At 39.7% G+C, this 17,516-nt stretch carries 14 protein-coding genes; 7 read left to right on the forward strand and 7 right to left on the reverse strand.

The window, feature by feature from the left end:
- Positions 1 to 32: 32 nt before the first annotated feature.
- The 3 genes from F565_RS0102070 to F565_RS0102085 all read left to right on the forward strand — a co-directional run bounded on the left by F565_RS0102070 (position 33) and on the right by F565_RS0102085 (position 4,028).
- Positions 33 to 2,693, forward strand: coding sequence for a putative LPS assembly protein LptD (locus tag F565_RS0102070; RefSeq protein WP_020211527.1), 2,661 nt, complete (start codon positions 33 to 35; stop codon positions 2,691 to 2,693).
- Between the two features lie 406 nt (positions 2,694 to 3,099).
- Positions 3,100 to 3,618 carry a hypothetical protein gene (locus F565_RS0102080; protein WP_020211529.1) on the forward strand — a complete coding sequence of 173 codons (519 nt, stop codon included), beginning with the start codon at positions 3,100 to 3,102 and terminating at the stop codon, positions 3,616 to 3,618.
- 26 nt (positions 3,619 to 3,644) lie between these two features.
- A complete protein-coding gene (locus F565_RS0102085; protein ID WP_020211530.1) occupies positions 3,645 to 4,028 on the forward strand; it encodes a RidA family protein in 384 nt (127 codons plus the stop codon).
- Here F565_RS0102085 and F565_RS0102090 read toward each other — a convergent pair.
- The 5 genes from F565_RS0102090 to F565_RS0102110 all read right to left on the reverse strand — a co-directional run bounded on the left by F565_RS0102090 (position 4,006) and on the right by F565_RS0102110 (position 12,113).
- Entirely contained in the window at positions 4,006 to 4,383 is a 378-nt protein-coding gene (locus tag F565_RS0102090; protein ID WP_020211531.1) for a methylglyoxal synthase, read from the reverse strand. The two genes, F565_RS0102085 and F565_RS0102090, sit on opposite strands and share 23 nt — an antisense overlap.
- A gap of 13 nt (positions 4,384 to 4,396) precedes the next feature.
- The gene (locus F565_RS0102095; RefSeq protein ID WP_020211532.1) at positions 4,397 to 5,248 is read right to left on the reverse strand and encodes a hypothetical protein; all 852 of its coding nucleotides are present in this window, start codon (positions 5,246 to 5,248) and stop codon (positions 4,397 to 4,399) included.
- 151 nt (positions 5,249 to 5,399) lie between these two features.
- Positions 5,400 to 6,401: a type I glyceraldehyde-3-phosphate dehydrogenase gene (gene gap, locus F565_RS0102100; RefSeq protein ID WP_020211533.1), complete on the reverse strand. Its 1,002-nt coding sequence runs from the start codon at positions 6,399 to 6,401 to the stop codon at positions 5,400 to 5,402.
- Positions 6,402 to 6,449: 48 nt separating this feature from the next.
- Positions 6,450 to 7,436 carry a 6-phosphofructokinase gene (gene pfkA, locus F565_RS0102105; protein ID WP_020211534.1) on the reverse strand — a complete coding sequence of 329 codons (987 nt, stop codon included), beginning with the start codon at positions 7,434 to 7,436 and terminating at the stop codon, positions 6,450 to 6,452.
- A 210-nt stretch (positions 7,437 to 7,646) separates the two neighbouring features.
- Positions 7,647 to 12,113 (reverse strand): translocation/assembly module TamB domain-containing protein, encoded by a 4,467-nt coding sequence (locus F565_RS0102110; protein ID WP_154652507.1) that lies wholly within the window; start codon positions 12,111 to 12,113, stop codon positions 7,647 to 7,649.
- A 162-nt stretch (positions 12,114 to 12,275) separates the two neighbouring features.
- Between F565_RS0102110 and tsaD the strand changes: the two genes are divergently transcribed.
- Together tsaD and F565_RS0102120 are read left to right on the forward strand one after the other, a co-directional pair.
- Positions 12,276 to 13,298, forward strand: coding sequence for a tRNA (adenosine(37)-N6)-threonylcarbamoyltransferase complex transferase subunit TsaD (gene tsaD / locus F565_RS0102115; protein WP_020211536.1), 1,023 nt, complete (start codon positions 12,276 to 12,278; stop codon positions 13,296 to 13,298).
- The gene (locus F565_RS0102120) at positions 13,298 to 14,005 is read left to right on the forward strand and encodes a 16S rRNA (uracil(1498)-N(3))-methyltransferase (RefSeq protein ID WP_020211537.1); all 708 of its coding nucleotides are present in this window, start codon (positions 13,298 to 13,300) and stop codon (positions 14,003 to 14,005) included. Before tsaD ends, F565_RS0102120 begins: the two co-directional genes overlap by 1 nt.
- 152 nt (positions 14,006 to 14,157) lie before the next feature.
- On the opposite strand, the gene F565_RS0102125 is transcribed toward F565_RS0102120, so the two are convergent.
- Together F565_RS0102125 and F565_RS0102130 are read right to left on the reverse strand one after the other, a co-directional pair.
- Entirely contained in the window at positions 14,158 to 15,204 is a 1,047-nt protein-coding gene (locus F565_RS0102125) for an RluA family pseudouridine synthase (protein ID WP_020211538.1), read from the reverse strand.
- Positions 15,194 to 15,814 (reverse strand): PASTA domain-containing protein, encoded by a 621-nt coding sequence (locus tag F565_RS0102130; RefSeq protein WP_020211539.1) that lies wholly within the window; start codon positions 15,812 to 15,814, stop codon positions 15,194 to 15,196. Before F565_RS0102130 ends, F565_RS0102125 begins: the two co-directional genes overlap by 11 nt.
- A gap of 106 nt (positions 15,815 to 15,920) precedes the next feature.
- Between F565_RS0102130 and F565_RS0102135 the strand changes: the two genes are divergently transcribed.
- Both F565_RS0102135 and coaD read left to right on the forward strand, forming a co-directional pair.
- Positions 15,921 to 16,907, forward strand: coding sequence for a D-alanine--D-alanine ligase (locus tag F565_RS0102135; protein ID WP_020211540.1), 987 nt, complete (start codon positions 15,921 to 15,923; stop codon positions 16,905 to 16,907).
- 152 nt (positions 16,908 to 17,059) lie between these two features.
- Positions 17,060 to 17,515, forward strand: a complete 456-nt coding sequence (coaD, locus tag F565_RS0102140) for a pantetheine-phosphate adenylyltransferase (protein WP_020211541.1) — start codon at positions 17,060 to 17,062, stop codon at positions 17,513 to 17,515.
- The last annotated feature ends 1 nt before the right edge of the window (position 17,516 follow it).

A 17,516-nucleotide genomic window follows, 5' to 3' on the forward strand; every position in this document is an offset into this window, starting at 1 on the left:
TTCATACCGTTTTATTATCTATTTTCCTTTGTATGGTGTGTTGCACCGCACAATCGCAGGAAATAAGAAACCGCAAGCCTGCAGTACCTGCTGTAAAACAGGCCGATAGTACTAAATTACCATCGGTACAATTACCCGTTGCCGGGAATGTTGCTATTACAGATACCATTAAACCCGCTGTTGATACCATTAAGCCTAAAAAGAAAGGCTTAGACGGCATTGTAAAGCGTAAAGCTACAGATTACGAAAAAATAGACCAGAAAAAGAAAGAGCTTACCTTATATAATGAAGCCGAACTATATTATAAAGATATAGAACTAAAAGCAGGCGTTATTATTATGAACTATGAAAAAGATGAAGTATATGCAGGCCGTATAAAAGACTCTTTGGGCAATTACTCGCAATATCCTTACTTTAAACAAGGTGCCAATGTTGTGGAGGCCGACTCCATACACTTTAATACTGTAACTAAAAAAGCCCGTGTATGGAATTCCCGTACAGACCAGGGTGAATTTAGGGTTAAAGCTGAGATTACTAAAAAAGAAAATGATTCGGTTATTTTTATGAAGAATGCCATTTTTACAACTTCTAAAAATATTGATAATCCGGAATATTATTTTAAAGCCAGCAAAATAAAACTTGTACCCGGTCAAAAAGTTGTGGTAGGCCCTACAAATATGTGGATTGCTAATGTGCCTACGCCCCTGGGAATACCGTTCGCGTTTTTCCCTACAAGTGACAAAGCAGAATCTGGCTTACTGGTACCAAGCTATGGCGACAGTAACAACCGGGGTTACTACCTGCAAAATGGCGGATATTACCTTGCCCTCAGCGATTACTACGACCTCTCTGTTACCGGAGATTACTATACCAATGGCAGTTACGGACTGCGATTTCAATCTGATTATGCCAAGCGGTACAGTTTCAACGGTAATGTTAACATAAGGTTCGAAAATCTTGTAACCAGCGAAAGGGGTTTACCTGACTACGCCCGTACAAAAAATTACAATATACAATGGTCGCACAGCCAGGATAGTAAAGCAAACCCTAACTCAAGGTTTTCTGCCAGTGTAAACCTTGGTTCCAGTACCTATTACAGGCAGTCTATAAATACTGCAAACGTAGGTTCCAGCCTTAATAATACGCTGCAATCATCAGTGTCTTACTCTAAAACGTTTCAAACGGTACCCCAGGTTAACATATCACTTAGTGCCACGCACAGCCAGAATACCAATACAAAGGTTATTAACATGACCCTGCCTACCCTGCAGGCAAGTGTAGACAGGATTTTCCCGTTTGCGCCGGCAGATGCGCCTAAAAAAGGATTTATAAAAAACATAAACCTCCAGTATAACCTGCGCGGCGAGAACCGTATACTTACAACAGATTCGTTATTTTTTAAACCTGAAATGTTTAGGGATGCAAGATCGGGACTGCAGCACACTATTCCGTTAAGTACAAACTTTAAGATATTTAAATACTTCTCTGTATCTGCCGGTACAAATTACCAGGAAACATGGGTAATGAATACCATAGACAAATCTGTGGTAAACGATACTGTTGTAACTAAAGATGTAAAAGGTTTCGATGCTTTTCGCACTTATAACTTTTCATCAAGTATTGGTACCACTATATATGGTACATTTAATTTTGGCGAAGACAAAAAAATACAAGCCATACGCCACGTAATGCGTCCATCTGTTTCTTACAGCTACACACCAAGTTTCGAAAAATACTACGACACCTATCAGTTAGACAACACAGGTACACAATACAAAGAATATACGCGTTTTGAAGGTGGTATATTTGGTGCGCCCGGACTTGGCTACTCTAACAACATAGGCCTTTCTGTAAACAATACCTTTGAGGCTAAGGTGCGTAACGATGACGAAAATGCAAAAGACAGCGAACCTAAAAAAGTAATGCTGCTTAACAACCTTAACTTTACCACGAGCTACAACATCGCTGCCGACTCTCTGGCATGGTCGCCCTTAAGGGTATCTGCCGGTACCAATCTTTTTAAGGAAAAGATGAATATTAACTTTGGTGCTACATTAGACCCTTATGCTATAGATAACTCCGGCAGAAGGATTGATATGTACAACATAGACAACGGTGGTAGCCTTTTTAGGCTTACAAGTGCTAACGTAACGCTTAACTACTCTTTGAGCAGTACAGATGGCGATGGTAATAAAAAAGACGAGAATAGCCAGACCGCTAAAAATGGTGGCCGTACCGATGACCTTTTTGGTGTTGGTACAGACCTGAGCGACAGCCGCCAGAGCCTGTTTAAAGATGAAGATGAGGAGGGCACCGAAAAGAAGGACAAATCAGAGGGTGGGTTTTTTAACGCCAAGCTGCCCTGGAACCTTAACCTTGCCTACTCGCTTACCTACAATAACAATGCCCGCGAACGCAGGATTACAGGTAGCTCGCTAATGGTTTCGGGTAATCTTGATATTACCCCTAAGTGGAAAATGGGCTTTTCATCCGGTTACGACTTTGTACAACAGGGTGTTACCTTTACACAACTACGTTTTGAGCGTGACTTACTATCATGGAGGATGGATTTTAACTGGGTTCCTTTTGGTAATAACACCTATTGGGGCTTCTTTATTGGTATAAAATCATCTGTACTTAGCGATATTAAATACGATAAACGCCAGGTGCCTGACAGGGCTGTGGGGCAGTAATTATGGAATATGTTAACTCTAAGAAAAATTTTATAAGGTTCTGCTTTGGGCTTACGGGGTTCTTTGTACTATTTTTTAGCTTAGGTTCTTTATTAATTATTACCGGTTTAAGGCAATACAATCAAATACCAAAACCACCAAAGACCGACCTTATGATCGTTCTGGGTAGTTTTAGTATTTTATTTGTAAGTTACTTTATATATTCCTATGTAAAAAATTCGCCAAAAATTTTTATTGACCGAAAAACAATACGTTTCAACAACAAGCAATACCTTACAAATAGTATCAAAGAAATTAGCTTTTCCGGGAAGCATTCTTTTACATTATCTAAGGTTGAAGGCATTAAAATACAATTTAAAAATGGCGAAGTCCGATATATTTTCAACTTATTATACGATAATTATTATTGTTAAGACAATACCTTGAACATATAACAAACTCTGAAGATACTTTTAAACCTTATATTGTTAAATCTGCAAAAGGAATAGATCCTGGAGAATCGGATACCTATAAAGGTATTTTTTTATTAAGCTTTAGAGGTATATTTTATATTATCATGAGTATGACAATGCTATCATTGCTATTTATAAAAGATAACATTATTGCTATACTAACGGCGTTAATGTGTATTACAATATTCTATCTTGTATTTGGAATTACGGTTTATTATGTAAGGTTAAATGATAGCTATCTGATTGTAAAAAACCATCTTTTTTTTTGGTACAGCCATGTTTATTACCTTACAGATATTGATGAAGTGATTTACGAAACACAAAGCAAACAACCCAATAATTTGCGTATTATAACCAAAGATTATAAAAATAAAGTCTACGGAGCGGGCACACTTAGTGATAATACGCTGCGCAGATTAAAAAGAGAATTAGAAAAAAGGCAAATACACGTAAGAAACGAAATAGGTATATAATTATATAAATTTTAAACTACACAACCATGAAAAAAATCATTTTTACAGATAAGGCTCCTGCTCCCATAGGCCCTTACAGCCAGGCAGTGCTTGCCGGCAATACACTTTACACATCCGGACAGATACCTTTAGACCCTGCTACAGGGGAGCTTGTGGGTGGAAGCATTGAGGCAGAGACTAAGCAGGTTATGGATAACCTTAAAGCGGTGCTTGAAGCTGCCGGTATGGACTTTAGCAACGTAGTAAAGACAAGCATTTTTATAATGAACATGGACGATTTTGCAGCAATAAACACCGTTTACGGTAGCTATATAAACGAAGAAACCGCTCCTGCAAGAGAAACGGTTCAGGTGGCAAGACTGCCTAAAAATGTAAATGTAGAGATATCTATGATCGCTGTGCAGCAATAGCATGCAAAAATAATTCTGCCGATGCAGGGTTTGTGGCAAGTGGCACGTTGTGCACGTCACAAACCCGTATCAGCATATTAATATCAGCGTCATGAGCATGGCTCGATAACGGGTCTTTAAAAAATAAAACCATATTGGTTTTACCCTCCGCTACCCTTCCGGCTATCTGCGCATCGCCACCCAATGGTCCTGAAAGCATTTTTCTAACTGTAAAACCAGCCTCTTCGGCCCTGCCGCCGGTAGTACCCGTGGCAATAAGTTTTATGTTCTCGTTTAATAAAATGTCTTTATTGGCAGTAAGAAAAACTACCATTTTATCTTTCATTCCGTCGTGGGCAATGATGGCTATCTCCATTATATTGTAAATCTTATTTGTTAAGTTCGTGGTATGTAATAAGCCCGTCTATAGGCCTGCGTAAAACATTACCTAATGTAAGGCCGTTTTTGCCTAATACTTCGGCAAGCTCTGCCTTAAGGTAAAATGCAATAGAACCTATAAAATGTACGGGTACCTCTTTAGCATTTTCATATTGCGTAATGTAATTATCCACAAACGTTTGCATTGCTTTTACAATAATCTCTTTAACAAAAGGCTCATCTTTATGCTGAATTAAAAACTTTGCAAAAGTAGCAAGGTATGCATTAGGGTTAGGCTCTTTGTAAAGGTTATGCTTTATAATATCTGCATCAAGATTGTACTCTGCCTCAAACTGCTTAGCAAGGTGCTCCGGCATTTTGTTAAAAAAGTAAGCACGCACAAGGTCGCGGCCAAAACGGTTACCACTACAGTCATCCATAGCTATGTAACCTAAAGACTGTACTTTTTGCTCCAGTGTTTCGCCATTAAAATAGCTACAGTTAGACCCTGTACCTAAAATACATATAATAGCTTTTTCGTTGTTTGGGTTTGTAGCATAAGCTGCCGCATAAGTATCTTCTTTTACACTAACCTCTGCATTAGGAAAAAACTCCTTAAATACACCGGTCATGTAATTCTTCATCCTGTCTGTACCGCAGCCGGCACCATAAAAATAAAGGTGGGTAACTTCTTTACGGTTGTTGTATATATCAAAACGGGCCTCCAGCCTTTCAAGGGCTTCTTCCTTATTAATTACTTCGGGGCTAAGACCAAGAGTCTGGGTTGTAAAAAGCCTGTTGCCCGCGTCGTCCAGCGCAATCCAATCGGCTTTGGTCGCACCACTGTCAACTAATAATTTCATACTCTGTTTGAGATTTGTTTGGGTTAAATATGAGTTAAGTTTGGGTATTGTAATTTAAATCAGGGTTATTAAATACTTGCTTTTGGGTTAAGCAGGTATAAAAAAATAAAGCCCCGCCTTTTATTAAAAAGCGGGACTTTACAGTATAAAATTATAGAGATGCGATGTGCACCGATAGGTCTATAAGCTTGCTTGAGTAGCCATACTCATTATCATACCAAGATACAAGTTTAAAGAATGTTGAGTTAAGGCCAATACCGGCTTTAGCATCTACAATACTTGTTCTCTTATCTGATACGAAATCCTGAGATACTACATCATCTTCTGTAAAGCCAAGGATACCTTTAAGCTCATTTTCAGATGCTTTTTTAAGTACTGCCATGATCTCTTCATAAGAAGTTTCTTTAGCTACTTTCACAGTAAGGTCTACTACAGAAACGTCAACCGTAGGAACACGGAAAGACATACCTGTTAGTTTACCGTTAAGTGTAGGAATTACTTTTCCTACTGCTTTAGCAGCACCAGTAGATGAAGGAATAATGTTTACGCTTGCTGCACGTCCGCCTCTCCAGTCTTTTCTTGAAGGACCGTCAGTAGTCATTTGTGTAGAAGTTGTAGCGTGAACGGTTGTCATTAACCCCTCTACAATACCAAAGTTGTCATTGATTACTTTTGCAAGCGGAGCAAGACAGTTTGTAGTACAAGATGCGTTAGATACTACAGTATCTGCAGCAGTAGCTTTGTCATGGTTAACACCCATTACAAACATTGGCGCATCGGCCGATGGAGCAGAGATGATAACTTTTTTAGCACCACCTGTAATGTGTTGTTGTGCAGTTTCTACTGTTGTAAAGAAACCTGTACATTCTGCAACTACATCAACGTCTACCTCATTCCATTTAAGGTTTTTAGGGTCTTTCTCTGCAGTTACTCTTATGTGTTTTCCGTTAACGTATAGTTGGTTGTCTTTAACCTCTACTTCACCGTTAAAACGGCCGTGAACTGAATCATATTTTAATAAATAAGCCAAATGATCTACATCAAGCAGGTCGTTAATAGCCACTACCTCAACATTATCCCTGTTGAAGGTTTCGCGGAAAACGATTCGGCCAATCCTACCGAAACCGTTAATCCCTAATTTAACTGTTGCCATTCTTCTAAATTGTTTTTTTATTTGTTTAATACTAATCGTGAAAGATTCTTAAATAGAAACGATGTCAGAAACCCTTATAAGCTCCTTGTCTACATGCGTTTTTCCTTTTACGGCATTCTCTAAAGGAGTAAGTACAACTTCATCCCTTATTAATCCTACCATATAATTTGAGTTGCCTTCAAGCAGTGTTTCTACCGCTTTAACGCCCAGCCTGCTCGCAAGTACCCTATCAAAACATGATGGCGATCCACCGCGCTGCATGTGTCCAAGGATAGATACACGAACATCATATTCGGGCATATTCTGGTCTACGTAATCTTTAAGTTCAAAAGCACTTTTGCCTATTTTATCGCCTTCGGCAATAACAACAATGCTCGAAGATTTGCCAGATGCCTTACTTTTCCTTAAAGACTCCAGCAACCTGTCAAGGCCCATGTCTTCTTCCGGGATAAGTATCTCCTCTGCACCAGCGCCTATACCGGCATTAAGTGCAATGTGGCCCGCATCGCGCCCCATAACCTCTACAAAGAAAAGCCTGTTGTGAGAACTCGCCGTATCGCGAATTTTATCAATAACATCTACAACAGTGTTAAGTGCAGTATCATAGCCTAAAGTGTGGCTTGTACCATAAATATCGTTATCTATAGTACCCGGTATGCCTATTACAGGAAAACCGTATTCTTTGTTAAATAAAAGGCCGCCGGTAAAACTACCGTTACCGCCTATTACAACAAAGGCATCAATTTTATGTTTAACAAGGTTGTCGTAAGCTTTTTTACGGCCTTCCGGAGTCATAAACTCTTTAGATCGGGCAGATTTTAGAATGGTACCTCCTTTATTGATAATGTTATTTACACTACGCGGGCCCATTTCTTTAAAATCGCCTTCTATCATTCCCTGGTAACCTCTATATATACCAGTACATTCTATATTATGGAAAGCACAGGTACGTACAACGGCCCTGATTGCAGCGTTCATACCCGGAGAGTCACCCCCTGATGTAAGGACACCTATTTTTTTAATATTAACTGACATTTTTTAGTATTTGATTGTAAAATTAATAATTTAATATGATTAATACATTTGTTTTTAGCTTATAATATAAAAATCGCAGTTTTTCAATCGATTTCGTTAATAAGTTTTTTGTAAACGATTGTTAAGAATTATAAAAAAAGCAGGAGTATCATCAAAAATATCCCTGCTTTTTTTCACATTATAAAATTTTAATGTGCGATAATTTAAAACTTAATCGGTTTCGGGAATCCGGTCCTTTTCTTTTTGCTCGGCAGCCTTCTTTTTATTTCTGCTATCAACAAACTTTATATAATCCGGCGAAATTTCCGAGTCAGGATAATCACTGGTCGAGTTATTATTTACCTCTTCTTTCTTAACGTTTTTAAACACCTTCCAGATAAGCTCATCAAAAGTATCAAAATCTACTTCCCATGTTAAACCTACCCCTTGTGTATAGCCTATTCCCTCTCCAAGAAAGTTAATATCATTCTCACGGTTAAACACACGGGCTTTTAGTGTACCATCATCGTTAATGCGTAACTGAAGCTCTGCATTACCCACAACAGCACTTTGATTTACTCCGCCCACAGGTACGCCCACAACACCGTTAAAGGTAATCCTGTCGTTTATTTGAGATGACAGTGTTAATCCCACCTGAGAGTTTGTCTCTATATAAGGGTTCCTGTTGGCCTGAACATAATTTACACCTACATTCACCTTGCTTTCACCATCTGTAAACAAGTCATTAAACAGTGAACTGGCTCTTTCGAACAAGCTGCCATACACAGCCGTGTTGGCATTTGTAGGGCTTATAAAGCTGCCTGTGCCTAAAAGCGACAGTGCCTGCGTTTGGCGGGTATCCATATCGCTAAGCCTGTAATCAAGGTCTGATTTTAATACAGAACTTACACCCGGGAAATTGATGGTGAAATCGGGTTCCGGGGTTGTAATTGTACCGTTCAGTACTATATTTACCTCTACCGGTATATTACGGTTAAAGGTTGCCGTTTCTAATAGTACCGACGGATTTGCCTGAGTTTTATAAATTGCCTCAAGGTTTAACCTTGCCCGTGTAGGGTCGCCCTCCCAGTTTATGGCCCCTCCTTTTTTAAGCGTAAACTTTTTATCGAACAGGCCACCATATTTAAAATTATACTGCCCCTGCTCTACAACAAAATCGCCAAACATATTAAACTTGCCCAGCGTATTAATATTAAGAAGCATAATACCATTGCCTGTAGCATTAAGGCTATGCCCCGTATTTTTATCTATAATAACTTCAAGCTTAGCAACAGGGGTTACATTTAGATCAAAGTTTAGCTCTAATCCTTTATACGTTTTTGTATTCTGAGCTATAATACCTTTTGCTATATTTTCTTTTTCCTTAGGGCTTAAAAAATGAATAAATGCAGCATTGGTAGTGCTTGTGGCACCGGTATTACCAAGGTTAAGCTTGATATCTGTACCCTCTGCCGATTCTGCATTTACATTAATTACAAGTTCTGTAGTAGGCCCTTTCAGTTCGGCATTACCTTTTATAAAAGCGGTGCCGTAATATATGGCATCGTCAGAATCCTGCGTGTTGAGCACCAGCATCCTGTCGGATGTTATATTAAGGTCGAGTGCCCAGTTTTTAAACAGCTTGTGCTGCACCGTACCATTAATTCTGCCTTTTGTATTAAACTTAGTATCTGTAAGTTCTATATTCCTAAAGAGTATGCGCTCCTGTGTAATATCTATTGTAGCGTTTTCTTCAAAATTATAATCAGTATTAAGGTAGCCTACTTTTATACCGCCCCCTTTTACATATATAATACCGTCTAACTGCGGGTCTTTAGCATTGCCCACAATTGCGGCACGACCGGATGCTTTGCCACGTATTTCAGGAAAAATAGATTTTAAGAATACCTGTAGCGGGCTAATATCAAAATCAGAAAAAATAGCATCTAAAGATAACAGCGTTTGCTTATCTACAATTTCTATATTACCTATAGTAGAAAACGTTTCTTTATCATCTTTAATAATAGATGTATTTACATTGAATTTTCTAAGAGATTTATCGCCTGTTACCTGCAGGCTCATGTTGCCCAGGTTATACTTATTCATTTGCAGGCTATCTATAGTTATAGATGATGCCGGTGCAAATTCGTTTTTGTTTTGCTTAAGGCTAACTTCCCCGTTTAGCCTGCCGCCAAAGTTAAGACTGTCTAACGAAGGGGTAACCTTGGCAAGGTCTACATCATTAAAGGATAAATGTAAATCTTTATAATTTTTCCCCTTTAAGTCGCCATTAAGTTCTACACGCTGGTTGTTGTGCGACATAGACAGGTTATCTATAGAAAAATCGGTTAGCTTTTTATTAAACGTTACCTTATTATCTTTAGCATCCTGCTCGTTAATAAACCACAGGTAATTTTTAAAATTAATTTCTGATTTTTTAAACCCTACTACCGAGTTCTTTTTCTCGTCTATAGTATGGTACAGGTTTAGGCTAAAGGCATCTTTTGCCTGCTTACCTCCTTTAAATTCTGTACGCACATACAAAGTATCGTTCTGGGTAATATTAATAAGGCTAAAATCAGATATCTTGTAGCTTTTCATCCGCACGCTGTCCATACTTACATAAGCGTTGTACAGCGGGTTCTTATTATCTATATCAATATTTATATTGTCGAAGTAATTATCGTATGCCGTTATATTCGGCGAATTAAAGGCAAGTTTAAAATCGCCTTTATCGCCATTAACCCGGCCACGCAGCTTTGTGTTTTGCCCCACAACAACTTCCGGCACTACGATTTCGAGAATTTTATTATAAATGGTAAAATCAAAATCAAGGTATTGCCCCTTTTTTATTTTATTGGGAGAATAATTGGTATAAAGGCTGCCCACGGCATTCTCCATTAGCTTGGGCAACTGCGCTATATCAAATTTTCCGGTAACACGCCCCTCTATAATATCGGTAGAATTTATGGTTAATGTTCTCACATTAGCCTCATCAAAAACAGACTCCACAACAAAATCTTCAAAGTAATAGCTATCCCTGCTATTTTGGTACGACAGCCTCGATATTTCTACCTTACCTGCTATATCGTTAATATTTGTTCCTTTGGCATTAAATAACAAATCACCTTTAAAGATAGACAGCGTATCTTTTTTCATAAGCTTAAGAGCAGCAAGATCGGCATAATCTACCTGGGCATGAAAATCGTACTCTTTTTTCTTCTGCCCCATATCTATAAGCCCGTCAAAGCTCATAAGCAGGTTAGGGTCGTTACTGTTTATACTACCTTTAAAATAAGGCCATTTAAAACGGCCGTCGATATTTATTTTTTTATAATTATAGCCATTAAAAGCAAGTCCGGTAATATTTCCTTTTACAGTAGTATTAAGCGATTGCTTGTTAAAGCCGCGCCCGTCTATATCAAGATGCAGTGTGGTATTACCCACAGCCTTAGCTTCGGCAATGGCACCTAAGTTAAAATTATCAAGGTCTATGGTACCGGTATAAATGGCATCTGACGGAGTATTATATCCTTTCACCGAAAGGTTTGCCTGCGCCTCCCCAAGACCCGACATTACATACATCTCTGTATCTATATCCTGCTTGGTAAGCGTTACATGGCCCACCATATCTACACGCCCAAATTTTTCTAAAACTTTAGGCAGGCTCTTGCCTAATATACGTGGCATTATAGCGGTAAGGTTACTATAGTTTGAAGCGATCCTGTCAAAGTCGCCATTCATGTAAAAACCTGCGCCCTTTTTGTCAAAAAGGTTCCTGAAGTTTATAGAGCCTATAATTTCTGAATCTTTGCTATCAAGCAATTTTAAATCGTGTAATACAAAATTGTTAAGCGGCCCTTTTAAAGTTGTAGAAAGATAGTATTTTTGGTCTTTACCAAATTCGTTAAAGAATATATTAAGCTCGTTAGATGATATGGTGGCTCTCTCTACCTTAAAATCTACATCAACAAGATTTACAAAATCCTTCATCTTTTCCTTGGTGTAACTAAGCGTAAGGTCGCCTGTTAAAGCCGACTCTGCCGTTGCCAATTCAATATCATGCAGCTGGATTTTTGTTTTAGTATACTCAAAATTACCTTTAAGGTTATTTACAAACAGGCCGTGATGGTCCAGTAAAGACAGTTTTTGTATATCGCCTTTAATATCGCCTCCTTTAAGAAAGAAGCCTTTTACATTTCCGTTCAGTTTTTTAAGATCTAATATCTTAGCGGTCACAGCATTCTCATTAGTAAGCCTGAACCTTCCGTTAGTTACATACACATATCCTGCCCTAACTTTAAAAGGATTGTTTGGGTCGGGTTTTTTACCATTATCAAACGATCGTGTAAAAACATCAAAGTTAGAAAGCGTTTCGCCCTTATATGCCTTCATGTGAAAGTTAAGCTTCTCCATGCGAACGGTACCAAACTGCAGGCCGTTTTTAGCAAACTCCCTTATCCCTAAAACATTGGTTTGTAGTTTATCTGCAGATATCAGCGTATCATTATGGTGGTCCATAATAAGCACGCCCTTAAGCTTTACACTGCCAAAAACAGTTATGGCAACTTTATCTACATTTATGTGAGTGCCAAACTGCTTATTAAGATAATTTGTACCATAGTGCGCAATGCCTGTTTGTACAAAAGGCAGCGATAAGGCTATAGCCAGCAGCAGCAAAAAAAGGAGCAACCCCACGAGGGTGCGTATTACTATTTTTTTAATTTTTTTGATACTGCTATTTGTTTTAAATTTGCACAACCGCGGTTACTGCTAAATGATTAGCAAAAGTAGGAATTTTTACTGTCGCTGCTTACTGCTTTAACCGTTTTTTATAACTCAAAATCCGTGCCTTAAACTATGGCTAACCAGCCCATTTACATACTATCTATAGAAAGCTCGTGCGATGATACCGCCGCAGCCGTGCTACAAAACGGCAAAGTGCTTAGCAATGTTGTTGCAAGGCAGGAAATTCATGAGCAATATGGCGGCGTGGTACCAGAGCTGGCATCGCGTGCGCACCAGCAAAATATTGTGCCCGTTATAGACGTTGCCATGACAAAAGCAGGCATAGATAAAAGCCAGCTTAGCGCCATTGCCTTTACACAGGGCCCCGGATTGATGGGGTCATTGCTTGTTGGCAGTTCCTTTGCAAAATCGCTTGCACTGGCGCTAAACGTTCCGCTGGTGGCTGTAAACCACATGCAGGCGCACATACTTGCCCATTTTATAGACGAAGAAGGTTTTGATAAGCCCGAATTTCCTTTCCTGGCAATGACCATAAGTGGTGGCCACACCCAAATTGTAAAAGTGAACAGCTTTTTTGATATGGAAGTTATTGGCGAAACTACCGATGATGCCGTGGGCGAAGCGTATGACAAGAGCGCCAAAATTCTCGGCCTGCCCTACCCCGGCGGACCCTTAGTAGATAAATTTGCCCAGCTGGGCAACCCTAAGGCTTTTGCATTTACCAAACCGCAGGTGCCGGGGCTTAACTTTAGCTTTAGTGGGCTTAAAACACAGATATTGTATTTTATACAAAAAAACGTGGCAATAAACCCTAACTTCGTGGCAGAGAATATGAATGATATTTGTGCCTCTATACAATATACCATTATCAATATTTTAATGGATAAACTTAAACTGGCTGTAAAGGAAACAGGCATTAAGCAGATAGCCATAGGCGGTGGCGTATCGGCAAACAGCGGTATCCGTACTACGCTTAAGGAAACCGAGAAAAAATATGGCTGGAAAACCTTTATACCTAAGTTTGAATACACTACAGATAATGCTGCCATGATAGGCATAGTAGGTTACCACAAATATTTAGAGCAGCAATTTAGCGACGCCTCAACAACATCTAAAGCAAGAATAGAACTATAATGCAGTTATTTTATAACCCAGATATTACCCCCGGCACTACCCTGTTTTTATTTGACAAAGAAGAAAGCCGACACATTGTAAAAGTGCTTCGCAAAAAAGAAGGCGACTTTATACAGATAACCAACGGCAAAGGTGCTTTGTTTACTGCCGAAATTACGTTTGCCAACGAGAAAAAGTGCGAGGTTACCGTTAGTACAGAGGAATTTTTTGAGCCTGCTCCTTACGAGCTTCACCTTGCGGTTGCCCCTACAAAGCTTAACGACCGTTACGAATGGTTTTTAGAAAAGGCTGTAGAGATAGGCATTACCCGGATTACACCTATTATATGCGAACATAGTGAACGCATTGCCTTTAAAGCCGACCGTTTTGAAAAAATAATTCAGGCGGCTATGAAGCAGTCACTTCAATATTATTTACCCATTTTGCATGAGCCTGTACCATTCAATACCTTTGTAAATGAACCCCATGAAGGTGATTTGTTTATTGCCCACTGCGAGGAAACCGACAAAAAGCTGCTTAAACATGCTTTACAGCCCAATAAAAAAATTACCATCCTTATAGGCCCCGAAGGTGACTTCTCTACTAAAGAAATCATGACTGCGTTAGGCTTAGGCTATGTTCCGGTATCGCTTGGCAATACCCGCCTGCGTACAGAAACGGCCGCTATTGTTGCAGCACACAGTGTGGCATTTGTCAATGAGGGTTAAGATAATTTTCAGTCGCAGTCGTAGTTTCAATTCTTATTGTGACTATAAAAATTGATGCGATATTACTTTTTTAAAGGCTTTGTAATAAACTAAAAAACAGTTATAACTAAAATGTTATAACTGTTTTACTATCTAATTTTTTAGGGATATAGCTAATCTTCCTGCTCTGCCTGGTTAGACTTAGAGTAAGTGCGCCATTTCTCGATACATTCCTGCATATCGGCAGGAATTTCGGTATCAAAACGCATAAACTCTTTAGTAACCGGATGCTCAAAACCAAGTGTTTTTGCATGCAGTGCCTGGCGGGGCAATATTTTAAAGCAATTCTCTACAAACTGTTTGTATTTAGTAAACGTAGTACCTTTTAGTATCCTGTCGCCACCATAACGGGCATCATTAAAAAGGGTATGCCCTATGTGTTTCATGTGTACACGTATCTGGTGCGTACGGCCTGTTTCCAGCCTGCACGATACCAGCGTTACATAACCCAGGCGCTCAAGAACCTTATAATGTGTTATGGCGTGCCTTCCCTGCTCTTCATCGGTAAAGACTGCCATTTGCATACGGTCTTTAAGATGGCGACCTATATGCCCTTCAATTGTACCTTCCTCTTCATCAATATTTCCCCATACAATGGCTATATATTCACGTTCAGATGTTTTATCGGCAAACTGCTTGGTAAGGAAACTCATGGCCTGCTCTGTTTTGGCAATTACCAAAAGGCCCGATGTATCTTTATCTATCCGGTGTACCAGTCCCGGGCGCTCGCTACTGTTCATGGGCAGGTTCTCAAAGTGGTATGCCAAAGCATTAACCAGCGTACCCGAATAATTACCATGACCGGGGTGCACCACCATTCCCGGTTCTTTATTAACTACCAGTAAAGCGTCGTCCTCATATACTATGTTAATAGGGATATTTTCAGGCTCAAGCAGGTATTCATAAGGCGGGTGCTCTAAAAGCACACGCACAATATCGTTAGATTTTACCTTGTGGTTAGATTTTACAGCAACATCATTTACATAAATGTTGCCTGCGGCGGCAGCCTGCTGTATCTTGTTACGGGTAGCATTCTCTACCAGGTTCATTAAAAATTTATCTACACGCAAAGGCTGTTGGCCCTTACCTGCTTCAAAGCGGTGATGCTCATACAATTCATCATCATCAGAGTCCTGCTCTACTATCGGCTTAGTTGTCATCTTCCTTTGTTTCGGTATTTTTGTTTGTATTTGTAAGGGTATCTGCGGCATCCTGGTAACCCGTTTTGCCATCGCCCAGTACAAGGTCTATTTTAGAGGCTTTCATTACTTTGTCGCCTGCCTTAAGTTTTTTACCATTCTGCCTCATTTCCAGCACTACATCCTTAGCAAGGTACGGTATGTATGTTTTAGTGCCTTCTTCAAGTCCCATTGCTTTAAGGGTAGGTACCGCCTGCCTGTATGTTTTTTGTATCAGGTCGGGCAGCCTCAAAGCGCTGTAGCCACCTGCATTAACCTTCACATATATTTTACGGCCTTCTTTAACATCTACCTTTGGCAACGGATCCTGCTCTACAATGGTATACGGCGGATATTCTGCCCTAAAATCTACGGTATCAAGCACCACATATTCCAGGTCCTGCCCTTCAAGGGCTTCGCCGGCTTTGGTAAGCGTCATTTTTCTAAGGTCGGGCACCGGTATTTTATCGCCGTGATTGGTGGTAAAATCCAGCCATTGCAGCAGCAAAAATACCACTATAACTATTATTATCAATGCAATAACTACCTGCTTGAAAAAAACTTTGCTTGTAATAAAATTTTTAAGGCTCATGTAAATCAGTTTCCGCAAAGATATAAATAATACTAAACTTTATAAGTTTACACAAATAATGATATTTTTGTGAGGGCAAACAACCGGTTAAACTTACCACTTATACATGAACATAGCAGTAGTAATGGGCGGATACTCAGACGAATCCGTTATTTCGATACGCAGCGGGCAGCTGATTTTAAATAATCTTGACCGCACAAAATATATACCTTTTGAAGTGCATATACTACCCGAAGGGTGGAATGTACTAATAGATGGCGAAAAATTTGCCATAGATAAAGGCGATTTCTCGTTTACTAAAGGCGGGCAAAAAACAACTTTTAATGTTATAGTTAACACCGTTCACGGCACACCGGGCGAAGACGGCCACCTGCAGTCGTACTGGGAGTTACTAAACCTGCCTTATACCGGCTGCGGCTTTTACCAGAGCGCACTTACCTTTAATAAACGTGATACGCTGAGCGTACTTTCTAAATTCAACATACCCCGTGCAAAATCTATTTACCTTTCTAAAGGTGATGCCATTACTGCCGAAGATATAGTGGATACACTGGGCCTGCCTTTTATGGTAAAGCCTAACCAGAGTGGCAGCAGCCTTGGCGTAAGCAAGGTTAATAATGTGGCTGATTTACAAAAAGCGCTTGATTTTGCCTTTGCCGAAGACAGCGATATACTTATAGAGTCGTACCTTAAGGGTGTGGAAGTGTCTGTAGGGGTGCTGAATTATAACGGAAAGACTACAGTTTTAGGGCTTACCGAGATAGTATCGCACAACGACTTTTTTGATTATGAGGCTAAATACCTTAGCAAATCTGAAGAGATTACCCCTGCGCGCCTTGATGCAGAAACTGAGCAGAAAGTTAGGGATACTGCTGCTAAAGCATACGAAGCACTGGGCATGAGCGGTTTTAGCCGTACCGATTTTATTGTTATGAACGGCGAACCCCATTTTATAGAAATAAACACGAACCCGGGACTATCGCCACAAAGTATTTTTCCACAGCAGGCGCAGCACGCCGGCATTGCAATGAGCGATTTGCTCAACAGCGAAATTAAACTGGCACAGAGCAGGAAAGTTTTGTGGAAGAAGTAATTTTTAGTATTCAGTGTTCAGTCGCAGTATTCAGTTATTAGCAATCCTAATATTACATCTGTTTACACGGTTTGTCATTCTGAGCGCAGCGCAGTGGAGTCGAAGAATCCTTTATTAGTTTTATTTTAGCAATAAATATAAATAACCAAAAAATGAAAACAGCCGTATTCCCCGGATCGTTCGACCCTATTACCCTTGGGCACTATGATATTATAAAGCGTGGTATAAGCCTTTTTGATAAGGTTATTGTAGCCATTGGTGTTAATGCCGAAAAGAAATACATGTTTACGCTGGAGGAAAGGTTACACTTTATCCGCGAGTCGTTTAAGGACGAGCCTAAGGTTGAAGTTATAACTTACGAAGGTCTTACTATAGACCTGTGCAAAAAAGTAGGTGCTAAGTTTATACTTCGCGGGCTTCGCAATCCTGCCGATTTTGAGTTTGAAAAAGCTATTGCGCACACTAACAGACAACTCTCAAAAATAGAAACGGTATTCCTGCTTACGGCTGCAAAAACATCGTACATAAGCTCGAGCATAGTTCGCGATGTATTGCGTAACGGCGGCGATTATACCATACTGGTACCGGATGCGGTAAGGGCAAAATAAA

Source organism: Flavobacterium rivuli WB 3.3-2 = DSM 21788, assembly GCF_000378485.1.
Taxonomy (GTDB): Bacteria; Bacteroidota; Bacteroidia; order Flavobacteriales; family Flavobacteriaceae; genus Flavobacterium; species Flavobacterium rivuli.